A 22436-nucleotide genomic window follows, 5' to 3' on the forward strand; every position below is an offset into this window, starting at 1 on the left:
GCTACCTAAACAATCGGTCCCGCACCTGCAACATCATCCCGGCATCCAGCTCGCCCCAGTACTGCGGCTTGCCTGCCACGATCGCCGCGATGGGGATGCCGTCGCGGTAGACCAACCGATTGCCGATCACCGCCGGGACCTTCGCGCCCGGCAGCAGGGTGCCTGCCAGATTCAGCGGGTCGACGCCACTGACGCCGATCAGGTTGCCGTCCAGCGGGCGCTTGCGCACTTCTCGCAGCACCGGAATGGCCTCAGGCAAGGCGAATTGCTCACCCGCAAGCCCTGCGATGAAACGCCCACCTCGAATGTCGCCGCGTGCTTCCAGCCGATGGAAGGTGCGCAGCAGTTCGCGCCAACTCGGGAGCCAGTCGGCTTCGCGTTCGAGTAAACGCCAGAACACCACGCCGTAGCGGCGCAGCAGGGTCATGGCGATGTGTTCGAGGGTATCGCTGTCGAGCTGTGCCGACGGTGTCGCAGCTGAGCGGCGTAGCAGTGCCCAACGCCCGGCGTCGTCCATCCCGCCGATGAAGGCCCCGCGATTGCGCCGACTGGTGTGTGCCGCGCGTTTGCTGGCGGGGGTAATCAGCGCTCTTAAACCGGCGAAACTGTCGGCGTTCACAAGGCCCGCGCCGACCAGTTCCTGCAGAGCGTTTTCCAGTTCGGTGCGCAGCAGGTGCGCTTCACCGGTCAGCTCATCGAAGAACATCGCGCCTTGCGTCGACAGCACCTCATGCACCCGCTGGGCCCGCAACGATAGCTCGGTGGGCACAGGCTGTTCGGTCAGGCCGCTCCACAGGCGCACTTGCGGGCGCGGGAGCAGCACAATAGGCGTACTGCGCAATGCCGCGCTGCCAACCTTGTTGCGACTGGTCAGACGCATCCACACCACCTTGCCGGACCGACACAGGTCATCCAGCCAGCTCTGGGAATAGTCCTTCAGCCGTGCAGGAAGAATGTCGCTGTCCCAAGCGCCAGCGGCGGCAGAAAAACCTTCGAGCTGATGGACCACTTCCGGTAATGCGGCGTGGCCCTGGCTCTGCGTTGATGTGGACAGGTGCTGCCAGTCGAACAGAAACCGCATGAAGTCCTGCAGCGAAACCGGCTCGATTTCCCGACGCAGGCGTTTGACCGTGTAGCGATGAATGCGCGACAGCAGATGCCGCTCGCACCATTGCTCCTCGCTGGCGCCGGGGCTGAAGCGACCCCGCAATACGTAGCCTTCGGTCTCAAGCTGAGCCAGTGCCTGGGCGACCTCGCCCGCAGACAGCGCCAAGGGTTCTGCGATGGCTGAGAGGGTCAAGGGGCCGAACCCGCTGAGGCGAGCGCGCACCAGGTCGACCTTGGCATCATCCTCGTTCCAAAGCTCATCGAAACCCTGCAACGCGGCCAGTGGCGGGTGCATTTCGGCTGCGGGATAGACTGCCTGCGCGCAGGTCAGGCGCTCCACGGCAATCCACAACGCCTGATCGGGCGTGACTTGCAAGCGCGTGGCGCGGCCCGATCGAGCGAGGCTTTCGAGCCACTTCATCCAGTCTTTCTGATCCCGCGCCTCGGGGCCGCTGATGCAACCCAGGCTCATCAACGCTTCGTGCATTTCGTCGAGGTTCTGCGGCTGCGGCCATGCCTCTTCGGCAACCGCGACGATTGCGTCGGCATCCAGCGCGCCCAAATCATCGGCCGATTCCGGATCGCTCCAGCGGCGATGGAGCACGGCCTGGGTGCGACGTTCTTCCAACGGGGCGTCGTCGAGAAAGGCGTAGGGCTTGGCGTTGAGGATTTCAGCGGCGAGCGGCGAGGGCGCTGGTAGGTCGCGACTGATCAGGCGCACCTCGCCTTTTTCCATGCGCCGCAGCAGGGTCAGCCAGCCGTCGGCGTCCATGGCTTCATGCAGACAGTCATCGAGGGTTTGCTCGACCAGCGGATGCTCGGGGACCTCCCGTTCGCCGACCAGGTTTTCCAGGCAGGCGATCTGGTCCGGGAATACGGTGGCGATCAAGTCTTCGCTTTTCATGCGTTGCAGCTGCGGCGCGACTTTGCGCCCACCCGCATAACGCGGCAAGGCCAAGGCGACACCGGCATTCCAGCGCCAGCGTACACCGAACAGCGGGGCGTCGAGCACGGCCTGAATCAGGATGTGCTCGGCGCTGTTGGAATGCAGGTAGCGCCAGACCTCGTCCAGCGCAAAGCTGTGGCTGGTGGACAGCGACAATACAATCGCGTCTTCGCTGGCCGCTGCCTGCAATTCAAAGTTGAAGGTACGACAGAAACGCTTGCGCAGCGCCAGGCCCCAAGCGCGATTGATACGGCTGCCGAAAGGCGTGTGGATCACCAACTGCGTGCCGCCGGATTCGTCGAAAAAACGCTCCATCACCAGCGTGTCCTGCGACGGCAGGGCGCCAAGGGCAGAGCGCGCCCGCGCCAGGTACTCGACCAATTGCTCGGCGCTGTCCAGGCCCAGGCCCAGCGTGGACATCAACCAGTCGATGCAAGGTCGCAGTTGGCCGGGATGCTCGCTGAGCCGCTGATCGATATCGGCCTGCAAACGGGCTACTGCAAACGACAGCTCATCGCTGCGCCCCGGCGCCTCGCCCATCCAGAACGGGATATTCGGCGGCACGCCTTGCGCATCCTCGACCCGCACCCGACCGGACTCGATGCGCAGGATGCGATAAGAGGTATTGCCCAGCTGGAAAACGTCGCCCGCGAGGCTTTCCACCGCGAAGTCTTCGTTGACCGTGCCGATGTTGAGCGCCTGAGGTTCGAGAATCACGCTGTAATCGGCGTTGTCCGGAATCGTCCCGCCGCTGGTGACGGCCGTGAGTTTGCTGCCCCGCCGACCGCGCAAGGTGCGGGTCACGGCATCGCGATGCAGATACGCCGCGCGCACGCCCTGACGCCCGCTGTAGCCTTCGGCAAGCATGCTCAGCAACGCCTGATAGTGGCTTTCGTCGACGTTAGCGTAGGGCGAGGCCTTGCGAAACATCGCCAGCAGCGCCTGCTCTTGCCACTCCTGACAGCTGACCTCGGCGATGATCTGCTGGGCCAGCACGTCCAGCGGCGCCTCGGGGATCAGCAGCGTGTCGAGCTCGCCACGACGCACGCAGTCCAGCAGCGCGGCGCATTCGATCAGGTCATCGCGGGAGACTGCAAACAGCCGGCCTTTGGGCGTGCCGCCGACGTGGTGGCCGGAACGTCCTACGCGTTGCAGGAAGGCAGCGATGGAGCGCGGGGAACTGATCTGACAGACCAGATCGACATCGCCGATGTCGATGCCCAGCTCAAGGGACGCGGTGGCAATCAGCACTTGCAGCTCGCCGCGTTTGAGCCGTTGCTCGGCGTCCAGACGTTGTTCCTTGGCCAGACTGCCGTGGTGCGCGGCCACGGCTTGCTTGCCTAGCCGCTCGCTGAGAAAGCGCGCCATGCGTTCGGCCAGACGCCGGGTATTCACGAATATCAGCGTGGTCCGATGTTCCCGGGCCAGTTCTGCAAGGCGGTCGTAAACCAGTTGCCAGACATCGTTAGCCATCACTGCAGTCAGCGGCACGGGCGGCACTTCAATCGCCAGATCCCTCGGGCGGGCATGGCCGATGTCGACGATCGCACACGGCCTGCTGACCGGGTCGCTGCCGACCAGAAAGCGCGACACCCGCTCGATGGGTTTTTGCGTCGCCGAAAGGCCGATGCGCAGCAGGGGGTTGTCACACAGCGCCTGCAAGCGCTGAAGACTCAGCGCCAGATGGCTGCCACGTTTGCCCGCGGCGATGGCATGGATTTCATCGACGATCACGGTTTGCGTGCTCGACAGCATGCGTCGGCCCGAGTCCGAACCGAGCAGCACATACAGCGATTCCGGCGTGGTCACCAGAATATGCGGCGCGGTTTTGCGCATCGCGTTACGTTCTTTCTGTGGTGTGTCGCCTGTGCGCACGGCGGTGCTGATGCGCAGCCCCGGCAGGCCCTGACGTTGCAGCTGTTCGGTGATGCCAGCGAGCGGATTCTGCAGGTTGATCTGGATGTCGTTGGACAGCGCCTTGAGCGGCGAAACATAGACCACGAAGGTCTGATCCGGCAGTTCGCCGCCCATTTCCAGCCCTTGATGAACCAGATCGTCGATCACTGCCAAAAACGCCGTCAGCGTCTTGCCCGAACCGGTGGGCGCGGCGATCAGGGTGGACTGTCGGCGCTTGATCAACGGCCACGCCTGGGCCTGCGCCGCCGTTACGGCCGGGAAAGTCTGGCTGAACCAGGCACTGACCGCCGGATGAAAGGCGTCTAGCACCGGCTCAAGGGGCTCGGAGAGATTCATGGGTCAAGTTATGCGGTCGCCACGCGACAGATGCAAGGCCCGGTGATCGGTGGGCTGGAAGGGCCAGCGTGCTAAACCTGTGAGAGTAAGCTTGCTCACCAAGACCGATGTCGAGTTGCTGGAGATGGTGTGAATGTACCGGCCCTTTCGTGAGCGAGCTCACTCCCACAGATAAAAGGTCAGGCGCAGAACCGTGGCCTGTGCACCCCTTGGGGCTTATCCACAGGACGTGTTATGTTTGCGGCCGTTTTTCATCTATTTTTTTCAATTGAATTCCAAGACTGAGCCTGCTGACTCTATGCGAATGCGCCTTATGCTGTTGGGCGGCGGGAATGCCCTTGGGCAGGCGTTGATTCGTCTGGGTGCCGAGGAGGACATTGGCTTCCTCGCACCGCGTCCACCGCAAGACGGTTGGGATGCGGCAAGCCTGACGCAACTGCTCGATGACACCCGCCCGGATGCCTTGATCAACCTGGCTTACTACTACGACTGGTTTCAGTCGCAGAGCGTGAGCGCAGAGCGGCTGGACGCTCAGGAACGCTCCATTGAACGTCTGGCCGAGCTGTGCCAGCACCACAACATCGTTCTCGTGCAACCGTCCAGCTACCGCGTGTTCGACGGTTCGCGGGCCACGGCCTACAGCGAAAAAGACGAACCGATGCCGATGGGGGTTCGCGGCCAGGCCCTGTGGCGCATCGAACAAAGCGTGCGCGCGACCTGCCCACAGCACGTGCTGCTGCGTTTCGGCTGGCTGCTCGATGACAGCGCCGACGGCGTGCTCGGGCGTTTTCTGACCCGCGCCGAAACCGCTGGCGAACTGCTGCTGGCCGATGACCGTCGCGGGAATCCGACACCGGTCGACGATGCTGCGCGGGTGATCATTTCGGTGCTCAAACAGCTCGATTGCGCGGCGCCGTTGTGGGGCACCTATCATTACGCCGGCCACGAAGCCACCACGCCGCTGGCGCTGGGGCAGGCCGTGCTGACCGAAGCGCGTCTGATGCGTCCGCTGGCCATCGAAGCACCCACCGCCCAGGCCCACGCCGCCAGCCCCGATGCCAGCGATGAACCGCAGAACGCGGTGCTGGCCTGCAAGAAAATCCTTCACACCTTTGGTATCAAACCCCGCGCCTGGCGTGCCGGTTTGCCCAGCTTACTGGACCGCTATTACCGTCATGTCTGATGCTCCTGTCCTCATCACCGGCGGCGCCGGTTTCATCGGCTCGCACCTGGTCGACGCCTTGCTCGCCAAGGGGTATGCCGTGCGTGTGCTGGATGATCTGTCCGCGGGCAAACGCAACAACCTGCCGCTGGAAAACCCTCGGGTCGAGTTGATCGAGGGCGATGTCGCCGATTCAGCCCTGGTAGCCCGCGCCGCGATGGGCTGCCAGTCGGTCGCGCATCTGGCGGCAGTCGCGTCGGTGCAGGCGTCGGTGGACGATCCGGTGAAGACTCACCAGAGCAATTTCATCGGCACGCTGAATGTCTGCGAGGCCATGCGTCAGGCAGGGATCAAACGCGTGGTGTTTGCTTCCAGCGCCGCCGTTTATGGCAACAACGGCGAAGGCCAGTCCATCACCGAAGACACGCCCAAGGCGCCGCTGACCCCTTACGCGTCGGACAAGCTGGCCAGCGAGTACTACCTGGATTTCTACCGTCGCCAGCACGGTCTGGAGCCGGTAGTGTTTCGCTTCTTCAATATCTTCGGGCCACGCCAGGACCCGTCATCGCCGTATTCCGGGGTGATCAGCATTTTTGCCGAGCGCGCCGAGAAAGGCCTGCCGATTTCGGTGTTCGGCGATGGCGAGCAAACCCGGGACTTTTTCTACGTCGAAGACCTGGTCGATCTGGTGGTGCAGGGGCTGGAATCATCGGTCGTGGAAGAGGGCGCGATCAACGTCGGCCTGAATGCCACCACGTCGCTGAACGAGCTGCTGGCGGCCTTTGGTCAGGTGGTCGGCTCGCTACCGCCAGTGACCTATCTGCCGGCGCGTTCGGGGGACATCAAGCATTCCCGCGCCGACAATCACCGTCTGCTGCAGCGCTTCAAAGTGCCAGAGCCGACGCCGCTAAATGTCGGGCTGGCGCGGCTGTTGGGGCGCTGAAGCCCGTGCAATAAAAAGGCCCCGATGATCGGGGCCTTTTTTTGGGGGCGGTGCTTAGAATTTGTAACCAAAACCCACCATGTACACCCATGGGTCGACGTCGACGTTCACCTTGGTGCGACCGACGCTCAGCGCCGACGGGCCGTCCAGGGTCGCCTGGGTGTCGATGTCGACGTACCAAACGGCGGCGTTGACCATGATTTTGTCGGTCAGCATGTAGTCCATGCCCACCTGGCCGGCCCAGCCCCACGAGTTTTTCAGGCTCAGGTTGCTCATGCCCTGGGCTTTGCGGTTGCTGCTCAGGTCTTCGTCATAGAACCAGGTGTAGTTCACGCCAAGGCCGGCGTAAGGCTGGAACTTCGAATTGGCGTCCATCGGGTAGTACTGCAGCGACAGGGTCGGCGGCAGCTGTTTGACGTCTGCCAGCTTGCCGTCCAGACCGGCGCCCAGGCCTTTCACGGCAACGGTGTGTTGGAACGGCGTGGCGGCGAGCAGTTCGATACCGACGTGATCGGTCAGCATGTAGGCGAAGGTCAGGCCCAGTTGCGTGTCGCTGTCCAGGGTCGCTTTGGTGCCCGGCGCCTTGACGCCATCAAGCTTGAGATTGCCGCTGTCTTCGTTGGGCGCGGTGGTCGCGGCACCGGCGCGGACGATGATGTCACCGGCCTGGTGAGCTTCGGCGGCGACAGGAACGGCGAGGGCGAGCGCAAACAGCGAGACGCCGAGCAGGGACTTGTTCATGGGGGCTCCGTAAGGGCGTTGAAAAGGGATGCCCTATGTTACGAAGCGTCTGGCGCGCGGGTTTTGACACAGCTCAATGAAAAGCTGATCGACGGGTTGAGTTGTGAACTTTTACTGTAGGAGCGAATTCATTCGCGAGGCGGCGGTACATCCGATGACGATCTATAGAATGTAAGGGCCTCTCGCGAATGAATTCGCTCCCACAGGATATGTGCGGCGCCCGTCCTACACTTACTGATCTGGCAGCTCGTAAACCAGAATCTTGTCCGCTTCCATCTGATACCCCGCATCGGCCAGGTCCGTCGTGCTGGATTTGACCTGCATCGGCCCTTCGATCCAGTACGGCTGGTACAGCTCGTCGACCTTGACCCCCAGCTCGCTGATCACGTGGACGATCTGGTTCGGCGGCGGGGGCGGCACGTGAATGCAGGCGCCAAAATAAGGCACCAGCAGAAAGTCTGTCACGCGGCCTTCTTCGCTGACCTCCAGTGGCACGATGTAACCGGGCAGCCGCACCGTCTGGCCGTCGAGGGCTTTAACCACCGGGGCGTGGGGCGCCAGTTGATGGGCGGCGGGCGCGGACTCCATCGACAGGGTGTCCGCCATTTTCGACAGGTCGTGGATCGGCGCGGTGATCAGCTTCACCGGCGGGGCGTCGGGCGGGATCATCTCCTCCCAGGTCAGCACGCGCAGGTCCTGCGCCCAGGCGGACGAGGCGACCAACAACGAAAACAGCAGCCACACCCTGCGCATCACAACGTCCTCACAAGCGAATCGACAGGCCATCGGCCAGTGACTGGCGATAGGCACGCCAGGCCGGCACGGTGCCCATCAGCAGCGCGGCGCCGAGAATGCCGCCCAGCAGCGTCCATTCATAAGCGCTGGGCAGCGACAATGGCAAGTACAAACCATAGTTGGCCTGCACGTAACCCTGAGCCGCAGCGATGCCGATGTACAGCAGCGCCAGACCACTGACCGCGCCTGCCAACGCCAGCGCGAAGGCCTCGAGAATCAGCAGGCTTGCCACATGCCACGGCCGCGCGCCGACCGACCGCAATATCGCCATCTCTCGGCGGCGCTCGTTGAGGCTGGTCAGAATCGCCGTCAGCATGCCGATCAGGCCAGTCAGCACCACAAACAGCGAGATCACGAACAGCGCCTTTTCCGCCGTGCCCATCAGGCTCCACAGCTCTTGCAGCGCGACGCCCGGCAGGATCGCCAGCATTGGTTCGCCGCGGAACTCGTTGATCTCGCGCTGCAGGGCGAACGTGGAAATCTTGTTGTTCAGGCCGAGCATGAACGCCGTGATGGCCGTGGGCGTGAGGTCCATGTTGCGCGCCTGATCGGCGGTGATGCGGCCAGCGCCCTGGGCGGGCACGCCGTTGTGCCAGTCGATGTGAATCGCCTCCATGCCACCCAAACTGATGTGCAGCGTGCGGTCCACCGGCGTGCCAGTGCGCTTGAGAATGCCGACCACGGTGAACGGCTTGTCGTCATGCTTGACCAGGCTCACCACGGCCACGCCATGGGCCAATACCAGTTTGTCGCCGAGCTTGTAATGCAGCGCATCGGCGACTTCCGCACCGAGCACCACTTCGAACGGATCAGTGGCGAACGGGCGGCCATCGGCCATTTCCAGATGTTGCTGACGGCCGTACTGGTAGTGCTCGAAATACGATTCGTTGGTGCCCATCACTCGATAACCGCGATGGCTGTCGCCCAGGGAAATCGGGATTGCCCACTTCACCTGCTTGCTGTTGGCGAAGTGCTCGAAGCTGTCCCAGCGGATGTTATTGGTGGCGTTGCCGATGCGAAACACCGAATACAGCAGCAGGTTCACCGAGCCCGAACGGGCGCCGACGATCAGGTCAGTGCCGCTGATGGTGCTGGCGAAGCTGGCGCGGGCCTCGGTGCGCACCCGCTCCACCGCCAGCAGCAGGCAGACGGAAAGCGCGATGGCAAAGGCCGTGAGAGAGGCAGTGAAGCGGCGGTTGGCGAGACTGGCCAGCGCCAGGCGAAGAAGATACATCTCAAACCTCGGGGGCGACGGCGGCGCGATTGAGTTCGGCCAGCGACAGGTTGCGGTCGAACAGCGGCGCCAGGCTCTGATCATGGCTGACGAACAACAGGCTCGCCCCGGCCTCGCGGCATTCGGCGAACAGCAGTTGAATGAAGGCTTCCCGCGAATCGGCGTCCAGCGCCGAAGTGGGTTCGTCGGCGATCACCAGTTCCGGTTGGCCGATCAAGGCGCGAGCAGCGGCGACCCGCTGTTGCTGGCCGATGGACAGCGAATCGGCGCGACGCTCGAGCAGCTGCGGGTCTTTCAGGCCCAAGTGGGCGAGCAGGGTGGCGGCGGCCTGATCGACACTGCCGTGGCGTTGCGTCGCCCGCTCAGCGCGCAGCTTGGAGAAATGGCAGGGCAGCTCGACGTTTTCCCGCACCGACAGAAACGGCAACAGGTTGAACTGCTGAAAAATGTAACCGGTGTGGTCGACACGAAAACGGTCGCGGGCGCTGGCCGACAGTTGCGTCAGCTCCTGGCCGAGCAGGCGAATGCTGCCGCTATTGGGCTTCTGCACGCCGCCGAGCAAGCCCAGCAACGTGGTCTTGCCGCTGCCGCTGGGGCCTTTGAGGAACAGGGTTTCGCCAGGCTCCAGACGAAACGCCGGGATGTCCAGCAGTTGTGGGTGCCCCGGCCAGGTGAAGCCGAGTTCGGACAGCTCGATAAGTGCTTGAGTCATGGCCTGAGTCATATCCAGAAATGAACGACCGGAGAAACCCCGGTCGTGTGTGCAGGCGCGCGGCTTAGAACTTGACGATCGGGTTGCTCGGACGCACTTCGGCACCCATCTGGCGCTTCGGCGTCACCAACTGGACCTGAATGGTCTGGGTGGCCGGGAAGGTGTTGAACAGCTGGGTCAGGTCCAGCTTGTTGAGTACCGCAGGTGTTGTGCAGGTGAACTGATAGCGACCGTGGATTTCACTGTGCTCGTGTTCATGCTCGTCGGCATCGCCATCGTCGTGATCGTCATCCTTGTCACCGAACAGCGGGCTTTCCAGTTTGGCTTTCACTACCGAGCAACCTGCCGCTTCCGGAATACTGAACAGACCGTGGGGCTTGAGCAGCGACTCACGGGCCAGCGCCAGCTTCATCTTGTCGGCGTCGGTGGTGGCCGGGTGCTCGAAACCGACGATGTTCATCGCCGGGGTGTCCAGCTCGAACTCCAGGGTGCGGCCGTCCAGCGCCATGTCCAGCCGCGCCACGCCATGCACATGGGCGCCGAGGCTGCCGTGCTCATGATCGTGGTCATGTTCGTCAGCGGCGTGGGCGATGGCCAGGGGAAGCAGCGCGAAAGGCAAAGCGAGTAGCAGACGGCGCATGAGGAGGGCTCCAGGAGGGTCAGAAATTGTTATGTGATCTTATAACAATATAGTCGGCGAGTTCTTAACTTTTTCCGCAGTCTGACGCTATGAGTTCGAACCTGAACGCCAGATGAACACAGGAGGGATGCGGGGCCTGAAATCCTGTGGGACCATGCCACACCGCCAATCAGAGGACACACATCATGTTGCGAATCCGTGGAACCGTCGGCGACCTGCCGGTGGATCTGACTATGGAAATGGACGATGGCGACTGGGCGAAGCTGGGCGCGCAACTGGGCGTTCAGGCGCAAGACGCCAAAGCGGACAGTGGCGCGACTACGACCACGACCACGACCAAGCCACTGGCCAGTCGCAACGATGCCGTCTGGGACATCGCTCAAGACCTATTGCGCAAGGCCGGACACATGAGCGGGCCGGATCTGCTGGGGCAACTGGAAGGCCTGGCGGGAAGCACAGCGGCAGGCAAACGCCTGATGGTGCGCATGCGCCACAGTGCCAACGTCAGAATCGAAAGCCATGGCGATGCGCCGGAGTATCACTGGGTCGAGTGATTTTTCAGGACAAATACATCACCCTCCCCGTGGGAGCGAATTCATTCGCGAAAAATCGCACGTCCGACGGCTATATGCCAGATGTACTGGCCTCTCGCGAATGAATTGGCTCCCACAGACCGGGCCCGGCATGCCAGAACAGGCCATGGCGAGGGGGCAAATCGCTGGGTCAGTACAACGCAGCAAACAACTTCCGGCGATAGGTGGTGACCAGCGAGTGATCGTTGCCCAGCAGATCGAACACCTGCAGCAACGTCTTGTGCGGCTGGCCTTCGTTGTAGCTGCGGTTGCGTATGAACAGCTTGAGCAGGCCGTCCAGCGCGGCGTCGTACTGCTGGCGGGACAGTTGCTGGATCGCCAGTTGATACGCCGCTTCGTCGTCCTGCGGATTTTGCGCCAGACGGGTTTTCAGGTCGGCGGCGTCCGGCAGGGCTTTCGCTTCGCCAAGGAAGGTCAGTTGGGCCTTGGCGCCAGCCAGCGCTGCCTTGTGCTCATCACCCTTCACGGCATCCAGCACGGCGCGGGCTTCGGTCAGCTCGCCGCGCTCGGCCAGGCAGCGGGCGTACAGAATCAGCGCTGCGGCGTTGGTGTTGTCTTCGGTCAGGATGGTCTGCAGAACGGCTTCGGCTTCAGCGAAGTGGCTCTCGGCGAACATCGCCTGGGCGGTTGCCAGCGGGTCAGCGGCAGCCGGTGGCGGCAGTTTCACATGGGGTTCGAGCAGCTTGCGGATTTCGGACTCAGGCTGCGCTCCGGCAAAACCATCGACCGGCTGGCCATCCTTGAACAGCACCACGGTCGGCAGGCTGCGAATGCCGAAACGGCCAACGACGTCCGGCTCGGCGTCGCAATCGATCTTGGCCAGCAGCAGCTCGCCCTGATAGCTCTCGGCGATCTGTTGCAGCAGCGGCATCAGCACCTTGCACGGCGCGCACCACTCGGCCCAGAAATCCACGAGCACGGGCTTGTGAAAGGAATTCTCGATGACCAACTGATCGAAGGTGGCGGTGGTCGCATCGAAGATGTACGGCGTGTCCTGGCTCATCGCAAGTCTCGAAAAAGGCTCAATGGCGGCAACTATAAAGGGCTGGGGGGTGTTGTTGAAAGTCGCTGCTTTGATTGTAGGAGCGCGCTTGCCCGCGATGAGGATCTACCTGTACCGAATTTGCCGCTGACACACCGCAATCGCGGGCAAGCGCGCTCCTACAGGCCAAGCCGCGATCATCTGAGCGCGTGATACAGGCTCACCTTGCGAAACTCCCAGGGCTCGGCCAGATCGGGCAAGGTCAGCGCCTCGAGAATCCCCAGTCGTTGATACGCCGGGTGCTGAAAATCGCGCACCCTCGAATCGGCCACCAGCGCCTGTTTCCCGCGACTCAAAAACTGATCCAGCAACGGCAGGTTGGCGCGATCGTAAAGCACATCGGCCACCAGAATCAGATCGAAGCGATCGTCTTGTGCGAAGAAATCCGCAGAATAGCTGAGCGCCACATCGTTCAACTGCGCGTTGGCCTTGCACGACTCGATGGCCAGCGGATCCAGATCGCAGGCCACCACTTCCAGCGCCCCGGCCTTCATTGCCGCAATCCCCGCAACCCCGGACCCCGCGCCAAAATCCAGCACGCGCTTGCCCTCGACCCACTGCGGATGCTCGGCGAGAAAGCGTGCCAAGGCCAGGCCGCTGGCCCAGCAGAAGCTCCAGTAGGGAGGGTCTTCGAGAATGCGGCGGGTTTCATCCGGGCTGAACGCGCGGTCCATATTCTCGGCATCGATCAGCCACAACTTCAGATCCGTGCCCGGCAGCGTTTGCGCGACCAGCCGGGCATCGCCCAGCAACTCGTTTAACGCTGCTTGCAGATGAGCCGGTGGGGTCATGGCATCTTGAAGAATTGCAGCTGACCCAGCGACTGGGTTTCAGGCTTGGCGATCAACACCGAGGGCAGGTGCAGAATCAACTGGCCAGACTGGCTGGCGCGGCCACGCAGTTCAACCCGCGCCCCGTCAGGGAAAGCTTCGGGGTTGAAACGCAGCTGGAAGGGCAGCGACTGGTTGTTGCCCGTGAGCTTGGTGCTGCTCAGCAGTTTTTGCGGGCGATTGCGCTCATCGATGACCAACAGCGCGAGTTCGACTTCAGCGCCCGCCGGCACGCCCAGCAACTGGCCGCTGATTTCGCGCTGGTACGGCAGCAGCGGGCCCGGGCCTTCCGGCAGCTTGATGGCGTTAGGCGCAGGCTTGGCCGGGGCAGGCTTGGGCGGCTCTGCCGTGCTGCAGGCGACAAGCGCGCCGGCAAGCAGGCCGACGAGGCTGAGTACAGCGAGCGGACGTAGCGTCATGAACAGCTCCAGCAAAAAAGCAAAAAACAGGGGATAAGCGCAACATCGCGCAGTATCGCCGAGGGCGAGCGCTTTGGCTGCATCGAATGCGCGTCTATATACCTCAAAGGTCGAGACTTGTCTTGCGAGCGGGATGCGCTACCATGGCCCTCCCTTTTTTTGTTGCCTGCCACCATGCACTGTCCCTTTTGCGGTGCCAACGACACCAAAGTCATCGATTCGCGCCTCGTTGCCGAAGGCGACCAGGTTCGCCGTCGTCGCGAGTGCGTTGCCTGCGGCGAGCGTTTCACCACGTTCGAAACCGCTGAACTGGTCCTGCCCCGCCTGATCAAGCAGGACGGCAGCCGCCAACCCTTCGACGAAGAAAAACTGCGTGCCGGCATGCAGCGCGCGCTGGAAAAGCGCCCGGTCAGCGTCGAGCGCCTGGAAGCGGCTCTGGCCCACATCAAGAGCAAGCTGCGCGCGACCGGTGAGCGCGAGGTCAAATCCCTGATCGTCGGCGAACTGGTGATGGGCGAGCTGCAAAAGCTCGACGAAGTGGCCTACATCCGCTTTGCTTCGGTGTACCGGCGGTTCCAGGACCTCAACGAATTCCGCGAAGAAATCGACCGACTGGCCCGTGAGCCGGTTAAAGAGTGAGCATGTCCTCCACAGAGCAAAGCGTGCTCGACGCCTTTTATATGGCGCGGGCGCTGGAACTGGCGCGCAAGGGCGTGTACTCGACGCACCCCAATCCTCGCGTCGGTTGCGTGATCGTGCGCGATGGCCAGATCGTCGGCGAAGGCTGGCATGTGCGGGCGGGCGAACCTCATGCCGAAGTCCATGCGCTGCGTCAGGCCGGTGACAAGGCCCGTGGCGCCACCGCTTACGTCACCCTCGAACCCTGCAGCCACCACGGTCGCACCCCGCCGTGCGCTGACGCGCTGGTCAATGCAGGCGTCGGTCGCGTGGTCGCGGCCATGCAAGACCCCAACCCCGATGTTGCCGGACGTGGCCTGCTGCGCTTGATGAGCGCAGGCATTGCCGTACACAGCGGCGTGCTTGAAGGCGAGGCGTGGGCAATCAACAAAGGCTTTCTCAAGCGCATGGAACACGGCCTGCCGTATGTGCGGGTCAAGCTGGCGATGAGCCTCGACGGGCGCACGGCCATGGCCAGCGGCGAAAGCCAATGGATCACCGGGCCCGAAGCGCGTTCGGCGGTGCAGCGTCTGCGCGCGCAATCGAGCGTGGTGCTGACCGGTGCCGATACCGTGCTGGCCGACGACGCCCGCCTGACCGTGCGCCCCGACGAGTTAGGCCTGAATGCCGAACTCACGGCGCTGGCTGTTACCCGTCCGCCATTGCGCGTGTTGATCGACGGTCGTTTGCGTGTGCCGCTGGATGCGCCGTTCTTCAAGGCCGGCAGCGCGCTGGTCGCGACCTGCGCTGCCGCATCGGCCCGCGAACGCTACACCTCGGAAGGTCATGAACTGTTGGCGTTGCCGAGCAGCGGCGGACATGTCGATCTGCGCAAGTTGCTGGTCGAGCTGGCCGCGCGCGGCGTCAACGATGTGCTGGTCGAAGCCGGTCCCAAGCTCGCCGGTGCGTTCACGCGTCTGGGGCTGGTCGATGAATTCCAGATTTTTGTCGCCGGCAAGTTCATGGGCTCATCCGCGCGTCCGCTGCTGGACCTGCCGCTGGCGCAAATGAGCGAGTCGCTGGAACTCAAAATCGTCGAAATGCGCGCCATTGGCAGTGACTGGCGAGTCATTGCAATACCTGCCCGCGGCCCAAGCGTATAATTCTGGCCTTCGCTTTGAGCGCTGGCCCTGTTCTCCCGGAGGACCCATGTTTACCGGCATTATCGAATCCATTGGCAGCATCCGCGCCATCACTCCTAAAGGTGGCGATGTCCGCGTTTATGTAGAGACCGGCAAACTCGACCTCTCTGACGTCAAGCTTGGCGACAGCATCGCCGTCAACGGCGTGTGCCTCACCGCCGTGGAGCTGCCGGGCGACGGTTTCTGGGCTGACGTCAGCCGCGAAACCCTTGATGTGACCGCGTTTGTCGATCTCAAGACCGGCAGCCGCGTCAACCTGGAAAAAGCCCTGACCCCGACCACTCGCCTGGGCGGCCATCTGGTCAGCGGCCACGTCGACGGCGTCGGTGAGGTGCTGTCGCGCGAAGAAAACGCCCGTGCGATCCAGTTCCGCATGCGCGCGCCTCGCGAGCTGGCCAAGTACATCTCGCACAAGGGTTCGATCACCGTCGACGGCACCAGCCTGACCGTGAACGCCGTCAACGGCGCCGAGTTCGAGCTGACCATCGTGCCGCACACGCTGGCCGAAACCATCATGGGCGACTACCGCCCGGGCCGTAAGATCAACCTGGAAGTCGATCTGCTGGCGCGTTACCTGGAGCGTTTGTTGCTCGGTGACAAGGCCGCCGATCCGACACCTGCCCAGGGCGGCAACATCACTGAAAGCTTTCTGGCCGCCAACGGCTACCTCAAATCCTGAATGAAGGGGGTGCCGCGTGGCGCTCAATAGCATCGAAGAACTGGTTGAAGACATTCGCCAAGGCAAGATGGTCATCCTCATGGATGACGAAGATCGCGAAAACGAAGGCGATCTGATCATGGCTTCCGAGTGCGTCAAGGCCGAGCACATCAACTTCATGGCGCGTTACGCACGTGGCCTGATCTGCATGCCGATGACCCGCGAGCGCTGCGAAACCCTGAAGCTGCCGCTGATGGCGCCGCGCAACGGTTCGGGTTTCGGCACCAAGTTCACTGTTTCCATCGAGGCCGCCATCGGGGTGACCACCGGCATTTCCGCCGCCGACCGCGCGCGGACCGTGCAGGCCGCTGCCGCGAAAGACGCCAAGGCCGACGATATCGTCAGCCCCGGCCACATTTTCCCGCTGATGGCCCAGGCCGGCGGCACGCTGTCCCGCGCAGGCCACACCGAAGCTGCGTGTGACTTGGCGCGCATGGCCGGTTTCGAGCCGACCGGCGTGATTTGCGAAGTGATGAACGACGACGGCACCATGAGCCGTCGTGCGGAACTTGAAGCCTTCGCCGCCGAGCACAACATCAAGATCGGCACCATCGCCGACCTGATTCATTACCGGATGATCCATGAACGTACCGTTCAGCGGATTGCCGAGCAGCCGTTGGACACCGAACAGGGCCAGTTCAACCTCGTCACCTACCGCGACTCGGTCGAGGGCGACGTCCACCTGGCGCTGACACTGGGCAAGGTGTGCGCGGAAGAACCGACCCTGGTTCGCGTGCACAACATGGACCCGCTGCGCGACCTGCTGATGGTCAAACAGCCCGGCCGCTGGAGCCTGCGCGCCGCCATGGCTGCGGTTGCCGAGGCGGGCAGCGGTGTGGTGCTGCTGCTCGGTCACCCGCTCGATGGCGATGCCGTACTGGCCCATGTGCGGGAAACCGCAGGCGCTGCAGCGGTGAAAACACCGACCACTTACAGCACGGTCGGCGCCGGTTCGCAGATCCTTCGCGACCTGGGCGTGCGCAAAATGCGCCTGATGAGTTCGCCAATGAAGTTCAACGCGATATCCGGTTTCGATCTGGAAGTTGTAGAATACGTGCCCTCCGAATAAAGACCGGCAGGTCACCGACCGTGAAAGCCCCGCATTTTCACGGTTTTTGTTCCTGCAGTCGCCGATTCGTGGCCTAAAATCCCTGAAAGCGCGCCCTTGTGCGCGCTTGCTCTTTAATTACGAGACTCAGCCGAATGACCCTGAAGACCATCGAAGGTACCTTCATCGCCCCCCAAGGTCGCTATGCCTTGGTGGTTGGCCGCTTCAACAGCTTCGTCGTGGAAAGCCTGGTGAGCGGTGCCGTTGATGCACTGGTTCGCCATGGCGTGAGCGAAAGCGACATCACCATCATCCGTGCACCGGGCGCGTTCGAAATCCCGCTGGTCGTGCAGAAAGTCGCTCAGCGCAGCGAATACGCCGCGATCATCGCATTGGGCGCCGTCATCCGTGGTGGTACCCCGCACTTCGAATATGTGGCTGGCGAATGCACCAAAGGCCTGGCGCAGGTTTCCATGGAGTTCGGCGTTCCGGTTGCCTTTGGCGTGCTGACCGTTGATTCCATCGAGCAAGCCATCGAACGTTCCGGCACCAAGGCCGGTAACAAAGGTGCTGAAGCTGCTCTGTCCGCCCTTGAGATGGTCAGCCTGTTGGCGCAGTTGGAGGCCAAGTGATTAACGACGAAAGCGATCGCTTCAACCCTCGCGAGCCGCGCCCTGCGGGCGCTGGCAAGCCATCGAAAAGCGAAAAGCGCCGTGCTGCCCGTCAGCTGGCGACCCAAGCCCTGTACCAACTGCACATGGCCAAGCAATCGCTCAATGAAATCGAAGCGCAGTTTCGCGTCGACAACGATTTCACCGAGGTCGACGGCGCTTACTTCCGCGAAATCCTGCACGGGGTTCCCACGAAGAAAGACCAGATCGACAACGCCCTGGCACCTTGCCTGGACCTGACGATCGACGAGCTGGACCCGGTTGAGCTGGCCGTTCTGCGCCTGTCCACCTGGGAGTTGCTGGAGCGTATCGACGTGCCGTACCGCGTGGTCATCAACGAAGGCATCGAACTGGCCAAAGTCTACGGTTCGACCGACGGCCACAAGTTCGTCAACGGCGTGCTCGACAAGCTGGCTCCGCGTTTGCGCGAAGTCGAAGTGAAGGCTCACAAGCGCTGAGGCGTCTGGACTTCCAGAACCTCTGCGTTTTGACGCCATGGGCGAGTTCGAGCTGATCCGCAATTACTTCGCCGCCGCGCCCTGTGCGCGGCCCGGCGAAGGCGTTGCGCTGGGGATCGGCGACGACTGCGCGCTGTTGTCGGTGGCCGCTGGCGAGCAGTTGGCGATCTCCACCGACACGCTGGTGGCAGGGGTGCATTTCCCCGACGTCTGCGATCCTTTCCTCTTAGGCCAGCGTGCCCTCGGCGTTTCTGCCAGCGACCTGGCGGCCATGGGCGCCAAACCCCTCGCATTCACCCTTGCCCTGACACTGCCGGAAGTTTCTGCTGCCTGGCTGGAGGCGTTCGCCCGCGGCTTGAACGAGATGGCCCTAGGCTGCTCGATGCGCCTGATCGGCGGTGACACCACGCGTGGCCCGCTGAGCCTGACCGTGACTGTGTTCGGCTCGGTGCCGACGGGGCAGGCGCTGATCCGCAGTGGCGCAAAACCGGGAGATCTCTTGTGTGTCGGCGGCCCTCTGGGCGACGGCGCCGGGGCACTGCCACTGGTGTTGAACCAGCGCAGCACCGAGGCGTCTACCACACAGGCCTTGCTGGCCCGCTACTGGTCGCCGCAGCCCCAGCTCGAACTGGGCATGGCCCTGCGCGGCAAGGCGAGTTCGGCGCTGGACATCTCCGATGGCCTGCTTGCCGATTGTGGCCACATCGCGCTGGCTTCGGGCGTACGCTTGCTGGTGGAGCGCGACAAGGTGCCAATTTCTGACGCGCTACTGGCCTTTTTCGGTCCTGATCAGGCGCTGAATGCCGCACTCAGTGGCGGCGACGACTACAGACTCGCGTTCACGCTGCCGCCATCATGGTTGGCGGATCTTATTGGAGCAGGCTGGCCGGTGTTCGTGATCGGTCAGGTGGTGCAAGGGCAGGGCGTGGCGCTGATCGACGCTCAGGGGCAGGACGTCACTCCGTTGACTCGGGGTTACCAACATTTTCGGGAGACACGGTGACAGATCATCCTAATCAGGTCCCGGCGGAAAACGTTCCACCGTCGGTATGGACCAATCCGTGGCATTTTCTGGCCTTCGGCTTCGGCTCGGGCACCTTGCCCAAGGCGCCGGGCACCTGGGGCTCGATGGTCGCCGTGCCGTTCATTCCGTTGTGGCAGATGCTGCCGGACTGGGGCTACTGGCTGATGCTGGGCATCACCATGCTGTTCGGCTTCTGGCTGTGCGGCAAGGTGGCCGACGATCTGCGCGTGCACGATCACGAAGGTATCGTTTGGGACGAAATGGTCGGGATGTGGATCACCCTGTGGCTGGTGCCCGAAGGCTGGGTCTGGCTGCTGGTGGGGTTCCTGGTGTTCCGCTTCTTCGACATCCTCAAGCCCTGGCCCATTCACTGGGTCGACAAGCACGTGCATGGCGGCGTCGGCATCATGCTCGACGACGTGCTGGCCGGTGTTTTTGCGTGGTTGGCGATGCAGGGTCTAGTCTGGGTATGGGGCGTCATATAGGAAACGGCTCATGGGTCGTGTGGGGATGAAATGGCTGCAGGTCCTGTCGATGCTGATCGCAGGCATCTGGCTGGCCGCAGGTCCAGCCCGCGCCGAATCGTTTACCGCGCAGCCGACCGACATCGTGCTGCTGAGCGAGCAGTGGGTGGGTTACACCGAAGCGGACGGCAGCGGCCTTGGTTGGGACCTGATGCGCGAGATATTCGAGCCTGCCGGGGTCAAGGTGGCCGCGCGGATCGAACCCTATACTCGGGCAGTCGGGCTGGTGCAGCGTGGTGAGGCCGATGCCTGGGTAGGCGCTTACGAGAACGAGGTCGAAGGCACGCTCTACTCGAAGATGCACTACGATACCGACGAAATTTACGCCGTGGGCCTTGCCTCCAACCCGGCGCCCAACCTCAAGACCATTGGCAGTTATCGTCTGGCCTGGGTACGCGGATACCAGTATCAGCGCTACTTGCCCAATGTGAAGCGCTTCAACGAGATCGCCCGGCGCGATCACATCCTGACGATGCTCGAGCGCGGCCGCGCCGACTATTACATCGATGCCAGACCCGAAGTGGATTTCATCCTCAAGCCTATCCAGCAGCACGGTAAGGAAGCGGACCGAGAGCGTTTCCGTGCGACCTACCTGACCGCGATCCCGTTGTTTCTGAGCTTCGCCGATAACGCGCGGGGGCGTTCGCTGCGGGACCTGTTCGACCGACGCGTGGCGCAGCTGGTGCAGTCCGGCCAGCTGCGGCCGATCTTCGCGCGCTGGAAGCAACCGTACCCGTTCGACGCAGACAATGGAGTGAGCCAGACAGGGGCGAAGCAGTGATCAAACTTCCTGATCTGAATGGCCGACAATTCAGCCTAAGCGTCTGTCTGAACCTGCTGTTACAATGCCGCCTTGCGAATTTCCAGTCCCCATACTGATCAGGAGCACACGGTGCCCGTCGTATTTGTCGCGGCTTCCAAGCTGCCTACCCCTTTTGCCACCTTCAAAATGAACGGTTTTCTTGAAGAAGAAACCGGTCGTGAACACGTCGTGCTCAGCCTCGGTGATGTGTCGGACGGCGCTCCGGTGCTCGGTCGCGTGCATTCCGAATGCCTGACTGGCGACGCCTTGTTCAGCCAGCGCTGCGACTGTGGTTCCCAACTCGAAGCGGCGCTGCGTGCCATTGCTTCCGAAGGTCGTGGCGTGTTGCTGTACCTGCGCCAGGAAGGCCGTGGTATTGGTCTGATGAACAAGATCCGTGCCTATGAACTGCAGGACGGCGGTGCCGATACCGTCGAAGCCAACGAACGCCTGGGCTTTGCCGCTGACCAGCGCGACTACGCGATCTGCCTGCCGATGCTGGAGCATCTGGGCGTGAAGTCGCTGCGCCTGATGACCAACAACCCGCGCAAGGTCAAAGCCTTGACCGAGATGGGCATCAAGGTCGCCGAGCGCGTGCCGCTGCACACGGGCCAGAACCCGCACAACAAGCTGTACCTGGCCACCAAGGCGGGCAAGCTCGGACACATGATGGGCAACGAGCATCAAAGTGAGGTCGATCCCGCGTGACACGGGGCAATGTGCGCCGTCGTCTGGCGCTGGCGTGGTGGCGGCAATTGGCATTGACGCTGGGGCCGCTGCTGGTGGTCTGCCTGTTTTTCGGGGCAGATGATTCCGCCGGTCCGTCGGTGTTCGCCATGCCGCTGTTCATCGCAGGCGTCGCCTCGATGTTCGTCAGCCTCAAGCCCTTCGGTGTCTACAAGCGCTCGTTGCTGGCCACCGGCAAAGCCCTCGACACCCCTGACGAGCCTGCGGCCTGGCTGAAGCTGGCGGCTGATCGGCGCATCGCGTTTCTCGCTGCCGGTCTACCGGCGTGGATTGCGGCACTGGCCGCGCTCGCCAGGCTTGAGGCGGTGGCCCTTGCGCTGTTGGCGTTTTCCAGCGTTGTCCTCCTGTACCTCTATCGCATTCCCCGTCAGTTGGCCTGATGCGCCGAATCATCGCCTCTGTGCTGTTGCTGACAGCCTGGCACGTCAGCGCTGCCGAGCGCGTCATCAGCCTGGCGCCTTCTCTGACTGAAATCGTTGTCGAGCTGGATGCTGCCGATCTGTTGGTCGGCGTGCTGGACGGCGGTGATCGCCCGTCGCCTGTCGCCTCGCTCCCTTCGGTGGGGCGCTATGGCCAGCTGGAAATGGAGCGGCTGCTCAGTCTGCAGCCTGATCTGTTGCTGCTGTGGCCGGGCAGCGTGGGTGTCGCTCAGCGCGATCAGTTGCAGCGTTTGAATATTCCTACCTTCATTGCCGAGCCGTATTCCCTTGACCAACTGGCCGACCAGATCGGGCAGATTGGCGAGCGCCTGGGGCGAGCGGAGCGTGGGCGGCAGGTGGCCGGGGCATTTCGTCAGCGATTGGCTGAGTTGAGAAAGCGTTATCACCGGGATACGCCGATCAGTGTGTTTTATCAGGTCTGGGATCAGCCGCTGTACACGGTTGGCGGCGGACAGATCATCAGCGATGCGCTCAGCGTGTGCGGGGCGCGCAATGTGTTTGCTGATCTGAACCCGCCTGCGCCGCAGGTCAGCCTTGAAGCCGTTCTGCAGCGTAATCCTGAAGTGGTGGTGGCGGGCTCGGTGTCTCAGCTCGCTGTCTGGAAAGCCTGGCCATCGCTCAAGGCCCGCTTTGTGGTGGTGCCGGATAAAGGCATCGAACGGCCGAGCGGGCAGATGCTGGGGGCGGTGGCGAAGTTGTGTGAAGCCCTCTTCCCGGAGCGCTGATAACCGCTTTGGATTCTGCCCGAAGGGCGTGGGAGTCGGCAG

Annotated in this window: 23 protein-coding genes and 1 pseudogene; 15 read left to right on the plus strand and 9 right to left on the minus strand. The window is 62.8% G+C overall.

Annotated features, from left to right (window positions below; translation table 11 throughout):
* Window position 1: 1 nt before the first annotated feature.
* Window positions 2-4306, minus strand: coding sequence for an Lhr family helicase (locus AC07V9_RS15045; RefSeq protein WP_495016472.1), 4305 nt, complete (start codon window positions 4304-4306; stop codon window positions 2-4).
* A 298-nt stretch (window positions 4307-4604) separates the two neighbouring features.
* Between AC07V9_RS15045 and AC07V9_RS15050 the strand changes: the two genes are divergently transcribed.
* A complete protein-coding gene (locus AC07V9_RS15050; RefSeq protein ID WP_495016473.1) occupies window positions 4605-5489 on the plus strand; it encodes a sugar nucleotide-binding protein in 885 nt (294 codons plus the stop codon).
* A complete protein-coding gene (locus AC07V9_RS15055) occupies window positions 5482-6411 on the plus strand; it encodes an NAD-dependent epimerase/dehydratase family protein (protein ID WP_495016474.1) in 930 nt (309 codons plus the stop codon). Before AC07V9_RS15050 ends, AC07V9_RS15055 begins: the two co-directional genes overlap by 8 nt.
* Before the next feature lie 54 nt (window positions 6412-6465).
* On the opposite strand, the gene AC07V9_RS15060 is transcribed toward AC07V9_RS15055, so the two are convergent.
* From AC07V9_RS15060 to AC07V9_RS15080, 5 genes and pseudogenes are all read right to left on the minus strand, one after another.
* Complete coding sequence (locus AC07V9_RS15060) at window positions 6466-7152, minus strand: OmpW/AlkL family protein (RefSeq protein WP_495016475.1); 687 nt, start codon at window positions 7150-7152, stop codon at window positions 6466-6468.
* 231 nt (window positions 7153-7383) lie between these two features.
* Window positions 7384-7905, minus strand: a complete 522-nt coding sequence (locus AC07V9_RS15065) for a DUF3299 domain-containing protein (RefSeq protein ID WP_495016476.1) — start codon at window positions 7903-7905, stop codon at window positions 7384-7386.
* Between the two features lie 10 nt (window positions 7906-7915).
* Window positions 7916-9181: an ABC transporter permease gene (locus AC07V9_RS15070; protein WP_495016477.1), complete on the minus strand. Its 1266-nt coding sequence runs from the start codon at window positions 9179-9181 to the stop codon at window positions 7916-7918.
* A gap of 2 nt (window positions 9182-9183) precedes the next feature.
* Window positions 9184-9893 (minus strand): annotated as a pseudogene (locus tag AC07V9_RS15075) (ABC transporter ATP-binding protein); the annotation flags it as partial.
* A gap of 64 nt (window positions 9894-9957) precedes the next feature.
* Window positions 9958-10533 (minus strand): DUF2796 domain-containing protein, encoded by a 576-nt coding sequence (locus tag AC07V9_RS15080; RefSeq protein WP_495016478.1) that lies wholly within the window; start codon window positions 10531-10533, stop codon window positions 9958-9960.
* 185 nt (window positions 10534-10718) lie between these two features.
* Here AC07V9_RS15080 and AC07V9_RS15085 point away from each other — a divergent pair, with 185 nt between their 5' ends.
* Window positions 10719-11087 carry a hypothetical protein gene (locus AC07V9_RS15085; RefSeq protein ID WP_495016479.1) on the plus strand — a complete coding sequence of 123 codons (369 nt, stop codon included), beginning with the start codon at window positions 10719-10721 and terminating at the stop codon, window positions 11085-11087.
* A gap of 169 nt (window positions 11088-11256) precedes the next feature.
* On the opposite strand, the gene trxA is transcribed toward AC07V9_RS15085, so the two are convergent.
* From trxA to AC07V9_RS15100, 3 genes are all read right to left on the minus strand, one after another.
* Entirely contained in the window at window positions 11257-12129 is an 873-nt protein-coding gene (gene trxA / locus AC07V9_RS15090; RefSeq protein ID WP_495016480.1) for a thioredoxin, read from the minus strand.
* 176 nt (window positions 12130-12305) lie between these two features.
* On the minus strand, window positions 12306-12959 hold the full coding sequence (locus AC07V9_RS15095) for a class I SAM-dependent methyltransferase (RefSeq protein ID WP_495016481.1): 654 nt from the start codon (window positions 12957-12959) through the stop codon (window positions 12306-12308).
* The gene (locus AC07V9_RS15100) at window positions 12956-13417 is read right to left on the minus strand and encodes a YbaY family lipoprotein (RefSeq protein ID WP_495016482.1); all 462 of its coding nucleotides are present in this window, start codon (window positions 13415-13417) and stop codon (window positions 12956-12958) included. The genes AC07V9_RS15095 and AC07V9_RS15100 overlap by 4 nt, the downstream gene beginning before the upstream one ends.
* A gap of 174 nt (window positions 13418-13591) precedes the next feature.
* Here AC07V9_RS15100 and nrdR point away from each other — a divergent pair, with 174 nt between their 5' ends.
* From nrdR to AC07V9_RS15160, 12 genes are all read left to right on the plus strand, one after another.
* A complete protein-coding gene (gene nrdR / locus AC07V9_RS15105) occupies window positions 13592-14056 on the plus strand; it encodes a transcriptional regulator NrdR (RefSeq protein ID WP_165869747.1) in 465 nt (154 codons plus the stop codon).
* Between the two features lie 2 nt (window positions 14057-14058).
* Complete coding sequence (ribD, locus tag AC07V9_RS15110) at window positions 14059-15198, plus strand: bifunctional diaminohydroxyphosphoribosylaminopyrimidine deaminase/5-amino-6-(5-phosphoribosylamino)uracil reductase RibD (protein ID WP_495016483.1); 1140 nt, start codon at window positions 14059-14061, stop codon at window positions 15196-15198.
* A gap of 46 nt (window positions 15199-15244) precedes the next feature.
* Window positions 15245-15916, plus strand: coding sequence for a riboflavin synthase (locus AC07V9_RS15115; RefSeq protein WP_274135986.1), 672 nt, complete (start codon window positions 15245-15247; stop codon window positions 15914-15916).
* Between the two features lie 16 nt (window positions 15917-15932).
* A complete protein-coding gene (ribBA, locus tag AC07V9_RS15120; RefSeq protein ID WP_495016484.1) occupies window positions 15933-17024 on the plus strand; it encodes a bifunctional 3,4-dihydroxy-2-butanone-4-phosphate synthase/GTP cyclohydrolase II in 1092 nt (363 codons plus the stop codon).
* A gap of 134 nt (window positions 17025-17158) precedes the next feature.
* Window positions 17159-17635 (plus strand): 6,7-dimethyl-8-ribityllumazine synthase, encoded by a 477-nt coding sequence (gene ribH / locus AC07V9_RS15125; RefSeq protein ID WP_108239524.1) that lies wholly within the window; start codon window positions 17159-17161, stop codon window positions 17633-17635.
* Window positions 17632-18132 carry a transcription antitermination factor NusB gene (gene nusB / locus AC07V9_RS15130; protein WP_495016485.1) on the plus strand — a complete coding sequence of 167 codons (501 nt, stop codon included), beginning with the start codon at window positions 17632-17634 and terminating at the stop codon, window positions 18130-18132. Before ribH ends, nusB begins: the two co-directional genes overlap by 4 nt.
* A 37-nt stretch (window positions 18133-18169) precedes the next feature.
* Window positions 18170-19135: a thiamine-phosphate kinase gene (thiL, locus tag AC07V9_RS15135; protein ID WP_495016486.1), complete on the plus strand. Its 966-nt coding sequence runs from the start codon at window positions 18170-18172 to the stop codon at window positions 19133-19135.
* Window positions 19132-19641 (plus strand): phosphatidylglycerophosphatase A family protein, encoded by a 510-nt coding sequence (locus tag AC07V9_RS15140; RefSeq protein ID WP_108239527.1) that lies wholly within the window; start codon window positions 19132-19134, stop codon window positions 19639-19641. The genes thiL and AC07V9_RS15140 overlap by 4 nt, the downstream gene beginning before the upstream one ends.
* Window positions 19642-19651: 10 nt before the next feature.
* Complete coding sequence (locus AC07V9_RS15145) at window positions 19652-20461, plus strand: substrate-binding periplasmic protein (protein WP_495016487.1); 810 nt, start codon at window positions 19652-19654, stop codon at window positions 20459-20461.
* Window positions 20462-20572: 111 nt separating this feature from the next.
* Entirely contained in the window at window positions 20573-21190 is a 618-nt protein-coding gene (gene ribA / locus AC07V9_RS15150; protein WP_495016488.1) for a GTP cyclohydrolase II, read from the plus strand.
* Window positions 21187-21609, plus strand: a complete 423-nt coding sequence (locus tag AC07V9_RS15155; RefSeq protein WP_495016489.1) for an MFS transporter — start codon at window positions 21187-21189, stop codon at window positions 21607-21609. The genes ribA and AC07V9_RS15155 overlap by 4 nt, the downstream gene beginning before the upstream one ends.
* Window positions 21609-22394: a cobalamin-binding protein gene (locus tag AC07V9_RS15160; RefSeq protein ID WP_495016490.1), complete on the plus strand. Its 786-nt coding sequence runs from the start codon at window positions 21609-21611 to the stop codon at window positions 22392-22394. The genes AC07V9_RS15155 and AC07V9_RS15160 overlap by 1 nt, the downstream gene beginning before the upstream one ends.
* Window positions 22395-22436: the final 42 nt, after the last annotated feature.

This window comes from Pseudomonas sp. GW821-FHT02A11, assembly GCF_059421985.1.

Bases quoted from the DNA above. Each gene is read 5' to 3' on its own strand.
- AC07V9_RS15085 (WP_495016479.1), top strand. From the start codon at position 10,719: ATGTTGCGAATCCGTGGAACCGTCGGCGACCTGCCGGTGGATCTGACT.
- AC07V9_RS15100 (WP_495016482.1), bottom strand. From the start codon at position 13,417: ATGACGCTACGTCCGCTCGCTGTACTCAGCCTCGTCGGCCTGCTTGCC.
- AC07V9_RS15050 (WP_495016473.1), top strand. From the start codon at position 4,605: ATGCGAATGCGCCTTATGCTGTTGGGCGGCGGGAATGCCCTTGGGCAG.
- AC07V9_RS15115 (WP_274135986.1), top strand. From the start codon at position 15,245: ATGTTTACCGGCATTATCGAATCCATTGGCAGCATCCGCGCCATCACT.
- AC07V9_RS15065 (WP_495016476.1), bottom strand. From the start codon at position 7,905: ATGCGCAGGGTGTGGCTGCTGTTTTCGTTGTTGGTCGCCTCGTCCGCC.
- thiL (WP_495016486.1), top strand. From the start codon at position 18,170: ATGGGCGAGTTCGAGCTGATCCGCAATTACTTCGCCGCCGCGCCCTGT.
- AC07V9_RS15080 (WP_495016478.1), bottom strand. From the start codon at position 10,533: ATGCGCCGTCTGCTACTCGCTTTGCCTTTCGCGCTGCTTCCCCTGGCC.
- ribD (WP_495016483.1), top strand. From the start codon at position 14,059: ATGTCCTCCACAGAGCAAAGCGTGCTCGACGCCTTTTATATGGCGCGG.
- AC07V9_RS15070 (WP_495016477.1), bottom strand. From the start codon at position 9,181: ATGTATCTTCTTCGCCTGGCGCTGGCCAGTCTCGCCAACCGCCGCTTC.
- nrdR (WP_165869747.1), top strand. From the start codon at position 13,592: ATGCACTGTCCCTTTTGCGGTGCCAACGACACCAAAGTCATCGATTCG.
- AC07V9_RS15045 (WP_495016472.1), bottom strand. From the start codon at position 4,306: ATGAATCTCTCCGAGCCCCTTGAGCCGGTGCTAGACGCCTTTCATCCG.
- AC07V9_RS15055 (WP_495016474.1), top strand. From the start codon at position 5,482: ATGTCTGATGCTCCTGTCCTCATCACCGGCGGCGCCGGTTTCATCGGC.
- AC07V9_RS15145 (WP_495016487.1), top strand. From the start codon at position 19,652: ATGGGTCGTGTGGGGATGAAATGGCTGCAGGTCCTGTCGATGCTGATC.
- ribH (WP_108239524.1), top strand. From the start codon at position 17,159: ATGACCCTGAAGACCATCGAAGGTACCTTCATCGCCCCCCAAGGTCGC.
- AC07V9_RS15160 (WP_495016490.1), top strand. From the start codon at position 21,609: ATGCGCCGAATCATCGCCTCTGTGCTGTTGCTGACAGCCTGGCACGTC.
- trxA (WP_495016480.1), bottom strand. From the start codon at position 12,129: ATGAGCCAGGACACGCCGTACATCTTCGATGCGACCACCGCCACCTTC.
- AC07V9_RS15095 (WP_495016481.1), bottom strand. From the start codon at position 12,959: ATGACCCCACCGGCTCATCTGCAAGCAGCGTTAAACGAGTTGCTGGGC.
- AC07V9_RS15060 (WP_495016475.1), bottom strand. From the start codon at position 7,152: ATGAACAAGTCCCTGCTCGGCGTCTCGCTGTTTGCGCTCGCCCTCGCC.